Source organism: Hoylesella loescheii DSM 19665 = JCM 12249 = ATCC 15930 (assembly GCF_000378085.1).
Lineage (GTDB): Bacteria > Bacteroidota > Bacteroidia > Bacteroidales > Bacteroidaceae > Prevotella > Prevotella loescheii.
In genome coordinates this window covers 44,789-63,248 of record NZ_KB899220.1, presented here as the reverse complement: position 1 = coordinate 63,248, position 18,460 = coordinate 44,789, and the positions used below count along the sequence as shown (strand labels likewise).

Annotated in this window: 13 protein-coding genes; 6 read left to right on the top strand and 7 right to left on the bottom strand. The window is 48.2% G+C overall.

The annotated features are described in order from the left end of the window. Nucleotides 1–294: 294 nt before the first annotated feature. The gene (locus F453_RS0111055; protein WP_025790060.1) at nucleotides 295–2,232 is read right to left on the bottom strand and encodes a PKD domain-containing protein; all 1,938 of its coding nucleotides are present in this window, start codon (nucleotides 2,230–2,232) and stop codon (nucleotides 295–297) included. Nucleotides 2,233–2,633: 401 nt separating this feature from the next. Between F453_RS0111055 and F453_RS0111050 the strand changes: the two genes are divergently transcribed. Continuing rightward, complete coding sequence (locus F453_RS0111050; protein ID WP_018968071.1) at nucleotides 2,634–3,533, top strand: diaminopimelate dehydrogenase; 900 nt, start codon at nucleotides 2,634–2,636, stop codon at nucleotides 3,531–3,533. 451 nt (nucleotides 3,534–3,984) lie between these two features. On the opposite strand, the gene F453_RS0111045 is transcribed toward F453_RS0111050, so the two are convergent. The 6 genes from F453_RS0111045 to F453_RS0111015 form a co-directional block, all read right to left on the bottom strand. Further along, nucleotides 3,985–5,694 carry an acyl-CoA dehydrogenase family protein gene (locus F453_RS0111045; protein WP_018968070.1) on the bottom strand — a complete coding sequence of 570 codons (1,710 nt, stop codon included), beginning with the start codon at nucleotides 5,692–5,694 and terminating at the stop codon, nucleotides 3,985–3,987. Nucleotides 5,695–5,922: 228 nt separating this feature from the next. Then, on the bottom strand, nucleotides 5,923–6,312 hold the full coding sequence (locus F453_RS0111040; protein WP_018968069.1) for an endonuclease domain-containing protein: 390 nt from the start codon (nucleotides 6,310–6,312) through the stop codon (nucleotides 5,923–5,925). Between the two features lie 230 nt (nucleotides 6,313–6,542). Continuing rightward, nucleotides 6,543–7,559: an electron transfer flavoprotein subunit alpha/FixB family protein gene (locus F453_RS0111035; protein WP_018968068.1), complete on the bottom strand. Its 1,017-nt coding sequence runs from the start codon at nucleotides 7,557–7,559 to the stop codon at nucleotides 6,543–6,545. A gap of 70 nt (nucleotides 7,560–7,629) precedes the next feature. Continuing rightward, a complete protein-coding gene (locus F453_RS0111030; RefSeq protein WP_018968067.1) occupies nucleotides 7,630–8,499 on the bottom strand; it encodes an electron transfer flavoprotein subunit beta/FixA family protein in 870 nt (289 codons plus the stop codon). 793 nt (nucleotides 8,500–9,292) lie between these two features. After that, complete coding sequence (bamJ, locus tag F453_RS0111020) at nucleotides 9,293–9,916, bottom strand: BamJ family beta-barrel-assembly machinery protein (protein WP_025790059.1); 624 nt, start codon at nucleotides 9,914–9,916, stop codon at nucleotides 9,293–9,295. 2 nt (nucleotides 9,917–9,918) lie between these two features. After that, nucleotides 9,919–11,460: a glycine--tRNA ligase gene (locus F453_RS0111015; protein ID WP_018968064.1), complete on the bottom strand. Its 1,542-nt coding sequence runs from the start codon at nucleotides 11,458–11,460 to the stop codon at nucleotides 9,919–9,921. Nucleotides 11,461–11,868: 408 nt separating this feature from the next. Here F453_RS0111015 and F453_RS14725 point away from each other — a divergent pair, with 408 nt between their 5' ends. Genes F453_RS14725 through F453_RS0110990 form a run of 5 tightly spaced genes read left to right on the top strand, consistent with a single transcriptional unit; the run spans nucleotide 11,869 to nucleotide 18,355 of the window. Further along, nucleotides 11,869–12,972: an AAA family ATPase gene (locus tag F453_RS14725; RefSeq protein WP_018968063.1), complete on the top strand. Its 1,104-nt coding sequence runs from the start codon at nucleotides 11,869–11,871 to the stop codon at nucleotides 12,970–12,972. Then, nucleotides 12,969–13,673 carry a hypothetical protein gene (locus F453_RS0111005; RefSeq protein ID WP_018968062.1) on the top strand — a complete coding sequence of 235 codons (705 nt, stop codon included), beginning with the start codon at nucleotides 12,969–12,971 and terminating at the stop codon, nucleotides 13,671–13,673. The genes F453_RS14725 and F453_RS0111005 overlap by 4 nt, the downstream gene beginning before the upstream one ends. 17 nt (nucleotides 13,674–13,690) lie before the next feature. Next, complete coding sequence (locus F453_RS0111000; protein WP_018968061.1) at nucleotides 13,691–16,432, top strand: DNA gyrase/topoisomerase IV subunit A; 2,742 nt, start codon at nucleotides 13,691–13,693, stop codon at nucleotides 16,430–16,432. Continuing rightward, nucleotides 16,422–17,339 carry a DUF3316 domain-containing protein gene (locus F453_RS0110995; protein ID WP_018968060.1) on the top strand — a complete coding sequence of 306 codons (918 nt, stop codon included), beginning with the start codon at nucleotides 16,422–16,424 and terminating at the stop codon, nucleotides 17,337–17,339. The genes F453_RS0111000 and F453_RS0110995 overlap by 11 nt, the downstream gene beginning before the upstream one ends. Then, on the top strand, nucleotides 17,336–18,355 hold the full coding sequence (locus F453_RS0110990) for a S41 family peptidase (RefSeq protein WP_025790057.1): 1,020 nt from the start codon (nucleotides 17,336–17,338) through the stop codon (nucleotides 18,353–18,355). Before F453_RS0110995 ends, F453_RS0110990 begins: the two co-directional genes overlap by 4 nt. Nucleotides 18,356–18,460 lie beyond the last annotated feature (105 nt).

Sequence of the window (18,460 nt, the reverse complement as noted above, 5' to 3'; positions counted from 1 at the left end):
GGGTAGGTAGTAAGGAGTAAGGAGTAAGTAGTAAGGAGTAGGTAGTAAGAGGTAAAGGAGTAAGGAGTAAGTAGTAAGGAGTAGGTAGTAAGAGGTAAAGGAGTAAGTGGTAAGTAGTAAGGAGTAGGTAGTAAGGAGTAGGTAGTAAGGGGTAAGGGAGTAAGTGGTAAGTAGTAAGGAGTAGGTAGTAAGGGGTAAGGGATTAAGTGGTGAAAGGATAAGTAGTAAGGAGTAAGTGCACTTACTTCTTACTACTTTACTCCTTACTACTAATTCCTTACTCCTTACTACCTACTACTTTACTACTTTCAGCGTGTCTTGCGTTTTTCCCCTTTTAGCTTTCACCACGTAAACACCCGATGGCAGATGGCGGAGTGATAGCACGTGGGGTGGTCTTGTGGCTGATAACACACGTGCGCCGTGCATGGCATATACCTCTATCACATCGTAATCGGCGGTGGCGAGTAGGTTGGTGCCGTCGAAACGAAGGGTTGCTTCGCCGCCTTTCACCTCATTACGCGGTAGGGCTGTTGTGGAAGGAGAGTAGGATAGCAGTGGGCAAACGGCCATAGACAGGGGCTCTTCGTCGTTGCGATACCATGTGTATGTACCGGTGGGCTTGTTGTTTGCGTCTTCGTCGGCCAAGAGATGGAATACCGTGGTTTTCTCTTTCGGCTGCCTGCGCAGACAAAGAATGGCTATTTTGTCCACATCGTGGGCCGCATTTTCGTTGTTAGGGAACTCTCCGATTACAACGAAGAATCCTTTATCTACTGCAATGGGGGTGTCGAAAGTGAAGGTGGTGGGCTTTATCGTGTTGTTGTCGTAAACCAGTTCCGAAGCTTTTAGCGTGGAGGTAGCGAGAACCTCGCCTGGCATTCCCTTGTCGTCGGCCAATGTTAGGGCAACGCTGATGTCGGCATTGGGGCTAATTGTGGCCGTCGACCCAAAGTAAACGTCTACGCTTTTCACTTCGGCCTTTGCCTGTGGCGCATCGAAACGTTCGGCAAACTTTGTCATGCCGAGCCAGTTTGAACCAGCGTAGAAGCCATAATATCCCAGTGCGATGACATTGAGATTAGGGCTTTCTTCGGGTGTGATGTTCCAAATGTGCTGTTGTCCACCCACTTGTATGTAGTTCAGTAGCGCGTCTTTGCTGGTCCCTGCGTCGTTAGTCGCGCGCAATCCCACGCTGAACACACCTTGTTTGTTGTAAGTTACGGTGGGGTTTTGTTCGTTGCTCTGCTCCACATCTGTGCCTTTAAACGACCATTGCCATTGGGTGGGGTTGTTCTTAGATAGGTCTTTGAATGTGAGCGACGAGCCCAAGGCGATGAAACGGCCAACGAATGGCGAGAGATAGCCACCCGATTCTACCCCGATAAGGGCTTGCGGAGCCTTTTTGGTCACGTTTATATAGGCCTCGCGGGTAAAGGTGTGCTCTTCCGTACCATTGCTAACGGTCAGCGTTACGGGGTAAGTCCCAGCTTTTGCATATACAACTTTAGGGCTCTCGTCTGTGGAAACGCTCGGCGTTCCGCCCTCAAACTTCCAGTTATAAGACGTAACTTTGCCTACGGACGAGCTGTAAAACGCCACTTCTTCGCCCTCAACGACATTGATGGAGGTGGCGTTCGCATCGTTTTGCGACACTTCGAACCCGTCGATAAACACGTCTTCGCCATCTGATCCTTCATAGACGAAGGAGAATTGTACATTCTTTTGGGCGTAGGCCGATAGGTTTACGTTGAACTTGTTCCAGTTAGGACCATCAAAGGCATTTTCTTGCGACCACTTGAAAGCATCGAGTAATTCTGTCGTTTCCTTTGTGTCTACATCGGTGATCAACAGTTTCCATCTGGCAAATACCAACAGCCCAGGACTAAAACAGGCGTAAAAGCTGCACGTGCTGTTGGGCTTGATGGTTATTTGGGGCGATTGGGCGGTCTCTTTTTGCTTCTTCTTGGAATATCCAATTCCTAGCGAAAACTTGCTGTTTGGATTAAAATAAGAAAAGGGTTTCAGTCCTTTCCAACTTGGTTCTTCGTATAACTGCCATGTGGCGGAGTTGTTTAGGGAGAAGTATTTCCATTGATTGGCTTCTTCCATCGAGTCCCATCCCATGCTATAATAGGGCGTAGTACCTCCTAACGCATAGAAATTGGCTTGTAAAGACTGTCCGTATGCTGCGAAATACAGGCAACAGAACAAGAGAAGTAGAGTTTTTCTCATGATGATTGTGTTTTAAATTGAAACTAAAATGCCGTTATTAAATTGCAAATATACAAAATATTATGTTTTAAACAAACAAAATAACATGTTTTGTTGGTTTGAAAGAGATGTGCAAGGTGTGAGGAAGAAGGGTGAGCCAGCAAAATTTGCATGAGTTGTTTTTGATATGCTGAGGGCAAATGAACACGTATTTGATTTATTGATATAGGTTAAGATTACGCATGTTTTAACGTGAATTGAATGGTGATGTGTGTTTTTTAATTGGCTTGTTTGCTGTTTTTTCATTGTAATGCACTACTTTTGTATGTCGCTGCAACGGGTGTGGGGCGAGGCAGACATTTGCCCTGACATCGTGTGTAGGCGCTATACAAAATGATAATAATACATAAGCATTAAGGGATATGAAAAAGATTAGAGCAGCCGTAGTGGGTTATGGCAACATTGGGCAATATACATTACAGGCGTTGGAGGCAGCTCCTGATTTTGAAGTGGCTGGTATTGTAAGGCGACAAGGGGCTAAGGAAAAGCCGTTGGAACTGGAACAGTATGACGTGGTGAGTGATATTGCCGAGCTACATGATGTGGATGTGGCCATCTTGGCTTTGCCTACACGTGAGTGCCCGACATACGCAAAGAGGTATTTGGCTATGGGAATAAACACGGTTGATAGCTTCGATATCCACTCGGGCATAGTGAACTATCGTGCGGAGCTGATGCCTGTGTGCAAAGAACATGGCCGAGTGAGCGTTATTTCGGCAGGATGGGACCCCGGTTCAGACTCTATCGTGCGTATGTTGATGCAGAGTTTGGCACCCAAAGGCTTGTCGTACACCAACTTCGGACCAGGTATGAGCATGGGACACAGCGTGTGCGTGCGTAGCAAGAAGGGCGTTAAGGATGCGCTTTCGATGACTATCCCACTGGGCGAAGGCATTCATCGCAGGATGGTTTATGTGGAATTGGAGGATGGCGCACGTCTTGAAGATGTGGCAGCAGAGGTAAAGGCCGACCCATATTTTTCTAACGACGAAACCCATGTGTTTGCAGTGAAGTCGGTAGACGAGGTTCGCGACATGGGACATGGTGTTCATTTGGTGCGCAAAGGCGTTAGCGGAAAGACCCAAAACCAGCATTTCTCTTTCGATATGAGCATCAATAATCCCGCATTAACGGCTCAAGTGCTGGTTAATGTGGCTCGTGCTTCTATGCGTTTGCAGCCTGGTTGCTATACCATGGTTGAGATTCCCGTTATCGATATGCTGCCAGGTGATAGGGAAGAGCTGGTTGGACAGATGGTTTAAAGGTGAAAAGGGCGGTTTAAAGGTGAAAAGGTGAAAAAGTGAAAAGGTGAAAAATGGCTTCGCCTACAAACTTGTCAACTCGTTAACTAGTAAAGTTGTCAACTAATTTAGGTGAAAAAATGGCTTCGCCTGCTAACTTGTCAACTTGTTCACGAGTAAAGTTGTCAACTAACTTAGGTGAAAAAATGGTTTTGCCTGCTAACTTGTCAGCCTGTTTATTGGCAAGCTTATCAACTCGTTCACTCGTAAACTTGTCAACTCGCTTTTGACTTAAGAATCTTACAGGGATAGCTTAGATTAACCATTGAAAATAAAAGGGGCGTGCTACCAATAAACGGTAACACGCCCCTTTGTTGTTCAGCATTGTGTGGACTGAGAGTTAAAGCCCTAAATGAAGAGGGCAAATCATTCCCCTTCTCCCCTTTGGAGAGGAGTAGGGGGTGAGTTCTTTTTAGCGTGCCTTGTAGCTCTCCAAGTCTTCTACCTTAAAGTTGGCGATGAAGGCATGGCTTCCTATAACGGCTTCTTCTGTCATGCGGACGTACACGTTGGCACTCTTTTCGAAGAGTTCGGGAGCTTTTGAGGCGTCGGCAATGATGAGCAACGACATGAAAAGCTCTGCGGTCATCTCGTAAAGGCGACGTGCAAGGAAGTCTTGCCTGTCTTGGTTGCCACACTCTTTCACGTTGTTTACGCTCTCTTCGTAACGTTCCACCAACTTAGCCACACGCTCTTTGAGCGGCTTCAAGTTATCGGCCACTTCCTCTTCGAGCATCTCTTTCATGATGCCGAGGTAAGTTCCGTTGGTGATATAACGAATGGCGGCCACCACTTGCAGCTGCGTTGTACCCTCGTATATAGAGAAGATACGTGCATCACGATAGAGGCGTTGGCTCTTATACTCCATGATGAAGCCCGAACCGCCATGAATTTGTATGGCGTCGTAGGCGTTTTGGTTGGCGTATTCAGAGTTCATACCCTTTGCCAGCGGCGTAAAGGCATCGGCCAAACGCATGTATTTCTTTTGTTCGGCACGTTCTTCGGGCGTAAGTTTGCGTTCGCGTGCGATGTCGTCGAGTGCCTTGTAGATGTCTACATAGCGTGCCGTTTGGTAGAGAATGCTACGTCCTGCATCCAACTTAGCCTTCATACGCGAGAGCATGTCGTACACAGCGGGGAAGTCGATGATGTTTGTTTCAAACTGTCTACGTTCGCGAGCGTAGTTCAATCCTTCGGTATAGGCGGCTTGCGACACGCCAACGCTCTGTGCGGCGATGCCCAAACGGGCACCGTTCATCAGCGCCATCACGTACTTGATGAGGCCCAAACGCGTTTCGCCACATAGCTCTGCCTTTGCGTCTTTGTACACCAACTCGCATGTAGGCGAACCATGAATACCCAGCTTGTTTTCTATGTGTCGTACGGTAACACCGCCCTGGCGCTTGTCGTAGATAAACATCGACAGTCCGCGACCGTCTTTCGTGCCCGTTTCAGAACGTGCCAAAACGAGGTGGATGTCTGAATCGCCATTGGTGATGAAGCGTTTAACGCCATTGATAAGCCAACATCCGTCTTTCTCCGAATAAGTAGCCTTAAGCATTGCGCTTTGTAAGTCGCTACCCGCATCGGGTTCGGTGAGGTCCATCGACATCGTTTCGCCTTGGCAAACACGTGGGATGTATTTCTCGCGTTGCTCTTCGTTACCGAATTCGTATAGCGTTTCGATACAGTCTTGCAAGCTCCAGATGTTTTGGAAGCCAGCATCGGCCGTCGCCATCATCTCTGATGCCATCGAATAAGGCGTTATTGGCAGGTTCAAACCTCCGTAACGGCGGGGCATGGATATGCCCCATAGGCCTGCTTTGCGAGTGGCGTCGAGGTTTTCGAACGTTTTCGAGGCATACACCATACGTCCGTCAACGAGGTGTGGACCCTCTTCGTCAACCGATTCGCTGTTTGGCTCGATAACGTTAGCGGTGATGTCGCCTGTTATTTCCAACAGTTGCTTATAGTTTTCGATAGCGTCCTCGTGGTCAACGGGTGCGTCGTCGTATTTGTCTTTATCTTCAAAGTTGCGCTCTTTCAGCTCAACAATTCTTTTCATCAATGGGTGATGAAGGTGGAACTCCAACTCGGGGGAGTCCAAAAAGTAATTTGCCATATCGTAATAAATAAATTGGCCTCACCCCCAACCCCTCTCCAAGGGGAGAGGGGAGTGGTATGCTTGTTAGCTTCATGCAGGCGAATGTCTGTTCTTCGTTTGTGAACCAGCTTCGTTTTGCTCGTGAAGTTAAGCTTGAATCTCCTGTGAATAGCGTGATAAAGTGAATGAATGGCGAACATTTTCTTCGTTATCTTGCCGTTTGGAGATGAGGCGGGTGATAATTCCTTAATGATTAAATAGATATTCTTTGATGCTGTGCAGAACCTTATCGAGGCTTTTGTCAACCACATCGTTACTGAAACGGATGACGTTAAACCCCTTTTGTTCGAGAACTTGACCACGAATAGCATCGTCTGCTTGTTGTTCTGGCGAGTTGTGATACTCGCCATCCACTTCCACGACCAGACGTTTCTCCAAGCAAACGAAGTCTGCGATGAAGTCGCCAATGGCGTGTTGCCGTCTAAACTTATATCCGCACGACAGATGTCTGAGTGCATTCCACAAGCGTTCTTCACTGGGTGTCATCTCCTTGCGGTTGTTGTGTGCAAACGCCTTCAATAGTGAATAGCGGTCTGGTGCAGCTGTTTCGTATCCGTAGTCTTTGTCTCTGCCCATCAGGCTCTTGCAGTTTAAGCTGTTAGTTGTATGTAAGCATTCCGCATACCCAAATAGACTTCTCACTGGCAGGCCTCAATTTAATACTCCTGAGGTTGTAGTCGGAGATAGCCCTGCGGCCATTTTTTATCGAAGTAACTTGCAAATCATTGTCTAAGCATATTACTCCCCTCTCCCTTTGGAGAGGGGTTGGGGGTGAGGCCGATTGCTGGTTTGGGTCTGTTTCTTTACTACTTATTCTTATAATACTTAATCAGCTTCGGCACCACCTCTTCTACCGTGCCCACGATAACATAGTCTGCAATCTTGTTGATGGGTGCATCGGGATTGGTGTTGATAGAGATGATAATGCCGCTGTCTTGCATTCCGGCGATGTGTTGTATCTGACCAGAGATGCCGCAAGCGATGTAGACCTTGGGATGAACGGTAACGCCAGTCTGGCCTATCTGCCTATCGTGGTCGGCCCAGCCTGCATCTACGGCGGCCCTACTTGCTCCCACCTCACCATGCAGTTCCTTGGCAAGCTTGAAAAGCAGGTCGAAACCCTCCTTGCTACCCACACCATAGCCACCGGCCACAACGATGGGCGAACCCTTGAGGTTGTGTTTGGCCTCTTCAACGTGGCGCGCGAGCACCTTTACCACATAACTTTCGGGTTGTACATACTGTGCTACGTCGGGATAAACGGTTTCTCCCTTATAGTTGTTGTCCAACACCTTCTTTTGCATCACACCACTTCTCACCGTAGCCATTTGTGGTCTGTGGTCGGGGTTAACGATCGTTGCCACGATATTTCCACCGAAGGCGGGACGAATTTGGTAAAGCAGCTTCTCGTAATGTTTGCCTGCTTTCTTGTCATCATAGTCGCCAATCTCCAGTTGGGTACAGTCTGCGGTAAGTCCGCTAGTAAGCGACGACGATACGCGCGGTCCCAAATCGCGACCGATAACGGTTGCGCCCATCAGGCAGATTTGTGGTTTCTCTTGTTTGAAGAGGTTCACGAGGATGTCGGTATGTGGTGCCGACGTGTATGGGAAGAGCCCTTCGCCATCGAAGACGAAGAGCTTATCTACGCCGTAAGGCAAAATCTGGGCTTCAACATGGCCTTTGATGCCCGAGCCGGCAACCACGGCATGGAGTTGCACACCAAGCTCGTTGGCCAGACTGCGACCTTTGGTCAACAGCTCTTGAGACACTTCGGCCACCGTGGTGTTTTCTATCTCGCAATATACAAATACGTTGTTCATGTCTTTTTTAAAGTTCTTACGTGTTCGAGTTTCTTTGTTTTGCTGCCGCTGAACATATAAACTCGTCCACTTATCCGATAATCTTTTCGTCCAACAATTCTTTCATCATCGCCTCGATGTCGGCATCTGCGGCCGTAAGCGTCTTGCTTTCCTTAGCTTGGAACACGATGTTTTGCACGCTCTTCACCTTTGTGGGCGACCCGCTAAGTCCGCATTGGGCTGCATCTCCATCCACATCGGCCACGCTCCATTGGTTGAGCGTGAGGTAAGGACGCAGTTCGAACAATTCGGGATGTGGCTCTTTGCCGTTGCGTTCCATGGGGCAGCGTGCGTTTTTGTATTTCATCACCAGCTTAGCGTTGCAAGGACGGCATGGGGCAGCACTTCCGTTAACTGTCACCACGCAAGGCATGGGAGCCTCAACTGTTTCTACACCCCCGTCGATATGTCGGCGAATGGTTAGCTTGCCATCCTCAACCTTGAGTATTTCTTCGGCGTATGTAACTTGATTAAGGCCCAATTTCTGTGCCACTTGTGGTCCAACCTGTGCCGTATCGCCGTCAATGGCCTGTCGTCCACCAATAACGATGTCCACATCGCCAATCTTTTTGATGGCCGTAGCCAAGGCGTAGGATGTGGCTAGCGTGTCGGCGCCAGCGAAAAGCTTATCGGTGAGCAGCCAACCAGTGTCTGCTCCGCGGTAAAGCCCTTGTCGAATGATTTCACCTGCACGTGGCGGGCCCATTGTCAGCACGCCAACGGTAGATCCTGGGTGCTGTTCTTTAAGGCGTAGAGCCTGCTCCAATGCGTTTAAGTCTTCTGGATTAAAGATAGCGGGCAAGGCAGCGCGGTTCACAGTGCCTTCTGCCGTCATGGCATCTTTGCCCACGTTTCTCGTGTCTGGTACTTGTTTGGCAAGTACAACGATTTTCAAACTCATAGATTTTTTATAGTAATATAATGTGATTTCTGCTTGTAAAAGTACGCTTTTTTTGGTTTATGGCAAAAGAAATGAAACGAAAAAAACGAAAGAGAGGGATATCGTTGTGCGTTTTCGGACGATAGACCATGGGGCGAATGCCTTGTTGTGGCTCACTTGTATACAGCTTTTGCTAGTTAACCAATGGGAAAAAGGACCAAGACCAGCGGCCTTGTGGGGTTAAATATCTCGTTATGGAAGGGTAGGTCGCTTTCACTTCCAACCCTGCCTAAGTAGCGCATCTACCCCCACGAGGCCGTAGGTCTTGGTCTTTTTCCCATTGATTGGTTTGTATGGTTTTGTTTGGATTATACGATGACTTATCCCAAACTCGCGCATTTTATGGTAATCGATATTGGCGTTTGTGGCAAGGTGTTGCGCTACAAGTCGTTTGTAGTGTCACTACAAGTGAGTTGTAGTGACACTACCGATAAGTTGTAGCGTGACTACAACTTGTTTGTAGTCGCCCTACAAAAGCCTTTGTACTGCCACTACAAGCTAATTTGTACTGCCCAAAAATAAAGAAAACGCCCTGTGAAGGCGTTCTAAACGTTTGGTGTAAGGGGTGAAAAGGGGGTGTCGCCTCTCGGTAGGCGAGAACCTGTAAGCAAAACATCGTGTTGCGAAAAGCATGCTTAAAGGCAACGCCTTACGCGTGCGCGTATATTAAATAGGTGTGTTCTATAAGCTCCCCTTATATCACAGATACTTCTGTAAAGAGTTTATAGAACACACCTAAAAAGATTATGCGGACTTATTTGTGCCCTTGGCGAATGATTTTCACCAGTTCTACGGTGTAAATCAGCGTAGAAAAGCCTGGCACCTGCACCGTTGTAGATGAAGCACCTGCAACCGTTCCGCTTCCCAAAGCCGAGCCGAAGCCCAGCTGGTAAGGTACATACACGCGCCACTTAGCTCCTATGGGCATGTTTTGCAAGGCCGTTTGTAGTCCAGGAACAGCCGAACCCACCGCCAATTTGGCTGCGTTGGCCGTGGAATGATCATCGCTTCCCACGTAGGTTTGCTGGAAAACCTTACCTTGTGGATAGCCAGGCGAAGCTTTAAGGCGACCTTGCAGTATCACGCGCACCGTGTCGTTTTGCAACGCGCGTTCGCTACCGTCACCAGTTTCAATCACTTGCACGGCCACGTTGTCGGTCTTATTTTTCACCGCTTCGGGAGTTAGCGTGATGCTAGGTATCACCCGCCATTGTGCGGTATTGGCTTTCGCTACATTATATATGCTGTCGAAATAGGCCTCGTTGGCTGCTTGCCAGTTGGGAAAGTCGTCGGTCGAGTTGTCTGTTTCGCTGCATGCGGTGAAGGCAAAGGCCATCAATGTGGCCGCAGCCATGAATAAAAAGCTTTTTCTCTTCATTGTTATTGCAGTTTTTTGAGCAATGCCGTGATGCTCACTTTATCTTCAATGATATTTTCAAGTTGGTCTATATTCACGCGTTCTTGCTGCATGGTGTCGCGGAAACGCAACGTAACGCAGTTGTCGGTGAGCGTGTCGTGGTCAACCGTTACGCAGTAAGGCGTACCAATGGCATCTTGTCTGCGATAACGTTTGCCGATAGTGTCCTTCTCGTCGTAGTGCGTGTTGAACTTAAATTTCAATGCGTTCACAATCTCGCGAGCCTTTTCGGGCAGTCCGTCTTTCTTCACCAACGGCATCACGGCCAACTTAACAGGGGCCAATGCAGCGGGCAATTTCAGTACGGTGCGTGTTTCGCCGTTCTCCAACTTCTCTTCTTCGAAGGCGTGGCACATCACCGAAAGGAACATACGGTCTACGCCGATACTGGTCTCGATAACGTAAGGCGTGTAGCTTTCGTTGGTTTGCGGGTCGAAGTATTTGATGCTCTTGCCCGAGAACTTCTCGTGTTGCGAGAGGTCGAAGTCGGTACGCGAGTGTATGCCCTCCACCTCTTTGAAGCCGAAGGGCATGCGGAACTCGATGTCGGATGCGGCGTTGGCGTAGTGAGCCAGCTTCTCGTGATCGTGAAAACGATAGTTTTCCGCCCCAAATCCAAGTGCTTGGTGCCATTTCATACGTGTTTCTTTCCACGTGTGGAACCAGTCGAGCTCTGTGCCGGGGGCAACGAAGAACTGCATCTCCATTTGTTCGAACTCGCGCATACGGAAAATAAATTGGCGTGCCACAATCTCGTTTCTGAACGCCTTTCCTATCTGTGCGATGCCGAAGGGCACTTTCATGCGGCCCGTTTTTTGCACGTTCAGGTAGTTAACGAAGATGCCCTGTGCCGTTTCGGGACGCAGATAAATCTTGCTGGCGGCATCGGATAGCGAGCCCATTTCGGTAGAGAACATCAGGTTGAACTGGCGAACGTCGGTCCAATTCTTTGTTCCGCTGATGGGGTCGACAATCTCCTCATCCACGATAATTTGCTTCAGCTCTTCCAAGTTAGGGCCTTGCATGGCCTGCGCATAGCGTTCGTGCAGTGCATCGCGCTTGGCTTGCTGCTCCTGAACGCGTGGATTGGTTTGGCGGAACATAGCCTCGTCGAAGCTGTCGCCGAACTTCTTGGCTGCCTTAGCCACCTCTTTGTCTATCTTTTCTTCGTATTTGGCAATTTGGTCTTCTATCAGCACGTCGGCACGATAGCGTTTTTTAGAGTCGCGGTTGTCGATAAGGGGGTCGTTGAAAGCATCCACGTGTCCACTGGCTTTCCAGATGGTGGGGTGCATAAAGATGGCCGAGTCGATGCCCACGATGTTCTCGTGCAGCAGCACCATGCTCTTCCACCAATATTCTTTGATGTTGTTTTTCAGTTCAACGCCGTTTTGTCCGTAGTCGTAAACGGCTCCCAGACCATCGTAAATATCGCTGCTGGGAAACACGAACCCATATTCTTTGCAGTGCGAAACTATTTTCTTAAAAACGTCTTCTTGTGCCATTATCTTTTTCTTATTTACTTATTTGTGGCACAAAGTTACACATTATTTCCGATAGAAGGCGAACTGGGGCGTTAAAATCAGCGTTTTAGGTGGGGCTAAACAGCAATGATAAGTTTGCTCGGATATTGGTGTGACGAGAAAAACACTGTGTAAGGAGCAGGAAACAAAGTGCTTAAAGCCATCCCTTTAACGATGCGAGGTGCGCGAAAATGGTGTCCAAAGAAGCAAAATGTGTCCAAAATAACTAATTGGCGACGATAAAATACGGCTAATCCAAGTTTTATTTGTATTTTTGCATTTGGAGTAATGCACACCATCATAAAGTGGAGTGTAAGTCTGTGTGCCGTTATTTGGCTGCCGTCAGGTAGGCGCGCGGCTCATCTTTAACAACGCTATCCATTTGTAGTCATGAAAATTAAGAAGCTAACTTTTATCAATCATAAGACAGGTTGGAACATCAAAGATGCTCAATTTGCCAATACTACGCTGTTCGTTGGCGCATCGGGAGTGGGAAAAACGCTGATATTGAGGGCGTTGCTTGCTCTGCGTGATATATCTAAAGGTTCATCGTTCAATGCTGTGGAGTGGGATGTTTGGTTCTCACAAAATGGAAAAGAATATCGTTGGGTGGGGGAATTTGGACTAGACGAGAAACAAAGTGGTGAGAGTTGGTATGTTACTAAGCAATACCCTGTTGTTAAAGAGTATTTATTGATAGATGGAACGGAACTTATTTCTCGCGATAAAGACGAAATAAAATACAAGGGTGAGAAGATTGTCAAGTTAGATCCGAATCGTAGTGCACTAAGCTTGTTGAAAGAGGAAGAGGATGTTGCCAACGCTGTTGTGGCGTTCAGGCAAATTTACCAACTGGACACAGATGACCGATTAACTTGCATTTCCACTGTTCCACAAGATAGGTCGTTTTGTAATATGACATTGGACGATATTGAGAAACAGCGTTCAGGAAACACTATGGTGAGCCTTTTCTTATTAAAGGAAAACAAACTGCCAGAGTACTATGCAATCAGTGAAATATTCAAAGGTATATTTCCATTGGTAGAAAAGATAGATTTTACTTTAACTCTTATGAATGAAAAACGAGCGATGCCGGTTCTTCGTATCAAAGAAAAAGGGTGTGATGCATGGATTTCGAGTGGTGCTGTTTCTTCAGGCATGTATAGAGCCCTTTCTCAAATAGTGACGCTCACCTTAGCTAAAGATGGCGACGTAATCCTTATAGACGAGTTTGAGAACGGATTGGGTGTGAATTGCATCGACCTTCTAGCTGACTTGGTGCGCAATCCCGATGCTGATGTGCAGATGATAATTACCAGTCATCACCCCTATATCATTAACACCATACCCACATCGCAATGGAAAGTGGTGACAAGAAATGGCAGCGACGTGAGCATTCATGATGCCAGCGAGCTGAATATTGGTACACATTCGCACCACGATGCCTTTATGCAGCTGTTGCAAACCAACGCTTATAAAACGGGGCAGCTATGAATGTGTATATCATTGTAGAGGGAATGCGCACCGAACCAATGGTATATACTGCTTGGTTGAGCCTGTTGGCACCACAGCTGAAAAAGATTGACTATGCGGATAAGGTGCAGACGGACAACTATTACCTGTTTAGCGCCTGTGGAACAGGCTCAATTTATAATCATATCTCTAATGCCGTGGCCGACATTAATGATATAAATAGCGGTGGAAAGGGGCGTTACGATTATCTAATGGTAAGTCTTGACACTGAAGGAGATACCCGTGTCGAGATAGAAAAGCGGATAAATGAACAGCTGGTAGGGGATAAGCGGGAGTTGAAAGATGCCCAACTAGTGCTGTTTGAACAAAATATCTGTATAGAAACATGGTTTCTTGGTAACAGAAACGTGTTTAAAAGTAATCCTCAAAAGGAAGAGTTTATAAGATACATAAACCATTACAATGTACGTGATAACGACCCCGAACTGATGGGGAACATCGAGAATGGCAACTTCGCAACCACAGCACAGTTTCATTGTCGCTATCTTGAGGCCATGTTTAAGGAGCGGAACATGAAGTATTCAAAAGCAAGACCAACTGCTGTCTGCGATAAGTCGTACCTCGACCAGCTAATAAAGCGGCACGCAGAAACGAGACATCTCCCCTCGTTTGGACGGTGGCTTAACTTTATAACGCACGAAATATCTGGCGGAAATATATAATATAGGAAACTCACACTATGGACGACGAAGTAAAAGACCCGAACGAAATGGAAGAAGAAGGCCTGGACATGGCCAATGAAATGGAACAAGACGAAAACGAGGAAGAGGGCGTTGAAACGCATTCCGACTATAAACCCGCCGACCGCTTCGACGCTTCGGCGGTGCATCACCTTAGTGGCATGTACCAAAACTGGTTCCTCGACTATGCCTCGTACGTTATCTTGGAACGCGCCGTGCCTAATATCGCTGACGGTTTGAAGCCTGTTCAACGCCGTATACTGCACTCGATGAAGCGCATGGACGATGGAAGGTACAACAAAGTGGCCAATATCGTGGGCCATACCATGCAGTTTCACCCTCATGGTGACGCTTCTATCGGCGACGCCCTTGTGCAGATGGGGCAAAAAGACTTGCTTATCGACACGCAAGGAAACTGGGGAAACATTCTCACGGGCGACCGCGCAGCCGCTCCGCGTTATATCGAGGCGAGGCTTTCTAAGTTCGCCCTCGACACCGTTTTCAATCCCAAAACCACGCAATGGCAAGCTAGTTACGACGGTAGAAATAAAGAACCCATCTCGCTACCTGTGAAATTCCCCTTGCTTTTGGCACAAGGGGCGGAAGGAATTGCCGTCGGCTTAAGTTCAAAAATCCTTCCTCATAACATGCGCGAGCTGTGCGAGGCGGCCATACACTATCTTAAGGGTGAACCGTTCAGGCTCTACCCCGACTTCCCCACGGGCGGATCGATCGATGCCAGTAGATATAACGACGGTCAGAGGGGTGGCTCTATCAAGGTGCGCGCCAAGATTGAGAAGCTAGACAGCAAGACGCTCGTCATCCGTGAGATACCTTTCAGCAAGAACACCACCACGCTTATCGACTCTATTCTCAAAGCCGTGGATAAGGGGAAGATAAAAGCCAAACGTGTAGACGATAACACGGCGGCCGAAGTAGAGATACAAGTGCATCTTGCTCCAGGTGTTTCATCGGACAAAACCATAGATGCACTCTACGCATTTAGCGATTGCGAGATTAATATTTCGCCCAATTGCTGCGTCATCGAAGATAATAAGCCACGCTTCCTCACTGTTAGCGAGGTGCTTCGTCATAACGTAGACAGCACAATGGGTCTGCTAAGGCTTGAATTGCAGATAAGGAAAGACGAGCTGTTAGAACAACTTTTCTTCTCTTCGCTTGAGAAAATATTCATCGAGGAACGAATATACAAGGATAAGAAGTTTGAGAACGCCGAGAATATGGATGCTGCCGTGGAGCACATCGATAACCGGTTGGAGCCATTCAAACCCAACTTCATACGCGAATTGCGCCGCGACGACATCATGCGACTGATGGAAATAAAGATGCAGCGCATACTTAAATTCAGCAAAGATAAGGCCGACGAACTGCTGGCACGTATCAAAGAAGAGATTGCGGGCATAGACCACGACTTGGCGCACATGACCGATGTCACCATCAAGTGGTTCAAATTCCTTATCGAGAAGTATGGAAAAGACCATCCGCGACTAACCGAAATAAAGAGCTTCGAAACCATCGAGGCCACCAAAGTGGTAGAAGCCAACGAGAAACTATACATTAACCGTCGTGAGGGATTTATCGGAATGGGGTTGAAAAAAGACGAGTTCGTGTGCAACTGCTCGGATATCGACGATATCTTGGTGTTCCATCGCGATGGCAAATACAAGGTGATGCGCGTGGCCGATAAGATTTTCGTGGGCAAGAACGTGATGCACGTGCAGGTATATAAGCGCAACGACAGGCGCACCACTTACAACGTGGTGTATCGCGATGGAAAGGAGGGCTATTATTTTATCAAGCGCTTCAACATCACAAGCGTAACCCGCGACCGCGAATACGATCTTACGCAAGGCACAGCCGGCTCGAAAGTGGTTTATTTCACGGCCAACCCCAACGGCGAAGCCGAAACAATACGCGTGCTTTTAGAGCCCGAAGCACCCACAAGTCGTAGGAAAGGCCTCGTGGATTACGACTTCTCGAAGGTGATTATCAAGTCGAGAACCTCGCGTGGAAACATCATCTGTAAGCGACCTGTCAAGAAAATAGGTCTGCTCGAAGCAGGACATAGCACGCTGGGAGGCCGCAAGGTGTGGTTCGACCCCGATGTAAAGCGCATCAATTACGATGATCATGGCCGGCTGTTGGGCGAGTTTAACGAGAGCGACTCTATACTAGTGGTGCTTGATAACAGCGAGTTCTACCTCTCGGACTTCGATGCCAACAACCATTACGAAGACAATTTGAAACTCATTGAGAAGTGGGACGAAAGCAAAGTGTGGAGTGCCGTGGTGCGCGATGCCGATAACGACAACTACGCTTACATCAAACGCTTCACTATGGAGGGAACAAAACGTAAGCAATGTTTCCTTGGCGACAACCCCAATAGTGAGCTTCTCTTCCTCACCGATCAGCCTTACCCGCGCATTAGCGTAGTGTTCGGCGGCAGCGACAAAGATCGTGCACCCATGGAGATTGAGATTGAAGAGTTTGTAGGCGTAAAAGGCTTCAAGGCTAAAGGTAAACGCATCACCACTTGGCATGTAGATCACATTGAAGAGTTGGAACCAACGCGACTGCCTGAGCCTGAACCAGAGCCAGATGACGATGCAGAACAAGGCGATGAAGGCGAAATGAGCCCGCAACCAACCACCTCAGCGTCGCCCCGTATCAAGCCAATGGCCAGTCCCGAACAACCAAGTCTTTTTCAAGATGAAACTTAATGCACCCCAATCGCGACCCACGAAGGTGTTCGCTATGCATGCAGGCAAGGTCCTCACTTGTGCCAACGTTCGCCAATGGACGTGGGCAAGGTGGGCACTTTGCCTGCTTTTGTTATGTCTTAGCTCTGTGGCGCAGGCCCAAAGCGAAGTTATTCAAGACCAGTTACCCACTAACAGCAAGATAACAACCACTGCACGCATGCTGGGCATTAGTCATGCGCAGGTGCTAGACACCTATCTTTCGCCCGAACATTACACGGGTTACGACCTCCGTTATATCTCGCAGACGCAGCGCGAACGAGAAGGCCAACGGCTGTCGCATCTTATCACGCAAACGGGAAATGTGGCTTACTTGAAGAATAGGGCTGAAAGCGGTAACGAGATAGCAGGTATGTACAGTTTCAGTTACGCCTTACACTACGGCTTCCATTGGTTCGACCGCCGCTTGCAGCTACAAGTTGGCGGTAGGGTAGAGACCAATGTGGGCTTTATCTACAACACCCACAACTCTAACAACCCAGCTCAGGCACGCGTGTTCTTACATCTCGCCCCCTCGGCAGTGGCCAGTTATAAGGCGCAAGTGGGTAATGTGCCCCTGCTTCTTCGTTACGAATTGGCCGTGCCCATGCTTGGCGTGATGTTTTCGCCCAACTACGGTCAATCATATTACGAGATATTCTCCAAAGGCAACTACGATCACAACATCGTTCCCACCACCATTGTGTCTGCACCCTCATTGCGGCAGATGCTCACCGTCGACTTTCCGGTCTTGCGTTCAACCGTTCGTTTCGGCTACATGGGCGATATTCAGCAATCGCATGTCAATGGATTGAAAACCCATGTCTACACACATGGCGTGGTGATAGGTCTTGTAAAACGTTTCTCTCTTATTAAACTTGCGCCATGAAAAGATTACTTTTACACTTCTTCCTCCCACTAATGGCGGTGTGGGGACTGTTCGGCGCCTGTGTAGACGTAGAGCAATACGATAATAATCCACGTGGAAATTTCGAGGCTTTATGGCGAATAATCGATGAGCATTATTGCTTTTTCGACTATAAGAAGCAAGCATACGGATTGGATTGGAATGCCGTTTACGCCAAATATGCACCCCAATTCCACGACGGAATGACCGAAGAGCAAACCTTTGAGGTGCTGACCAACATGCTAGGTGAGCTTAAAGACGGGCACGTTAACCTCTATGCACCCTTCGATGTTGGGCGCGACTGGTCGTGGAAAGAAGATTATCCATCCAATTTTAGTGAGAGCGTGTTGAAGCTTTACCTAGGAACGGATTACAAGATTGCGGCTGGCATGAAGTATCGGATACTTAATGATAATGTGGGATACCTGCGTTGCGCCACCTTCACCAATGATTTTGGCGCTGGTAACCTTGATCGCATCTTGCTTTATTTCGCCCCATGCAACGGCCTAATTATCGATTTGCGCGAGAATGGGGGTGGATTGGTGACCAGTGCCGAAGCGCTTGCGGCTCGTTTTACCAACAAAGAAGTGCTGGTGGGATATATACAGCACAAGACAGGACGAGGACATAACGACTTTTCACCACGTCGTCAGCAGATACTTAAACCCTCTAAGGGGCTAAGATGGCAAAAGCGGGTGGTGGTTCTAACCAATCGCGGCGTGTACAGTGCGGCCAACGAGTTTGTGAAATACATGCTGTGCTTGCCCCAAGTCACAGTGGTTGGCGACCGAACGGGTGGTGGAGCCGGGCTACCTTTTTCTAGCGAGTTGCCCAATGGGTGGATGGTGCGCTTCTCGGCTTGTCCTATGTACGACCGCGAAGGTAACGACACCGAGTTCGGCATCCCCTCAACGCACCGAGTTGACATGAGAACTGCTGACCTTTTGAAGGGAAGGGATACGCTCATTGAATATGCCCGAAAGCTGTTGGCGCAGTAAAATGCCCGCGGCCTGACATCAACTTGCGCTAGGAAATCGTAGGGTTGAGCAGATCAATGTTTAAAGACCGTGGGGTGCACGCCACTTAATTTCCGACATAAGAAC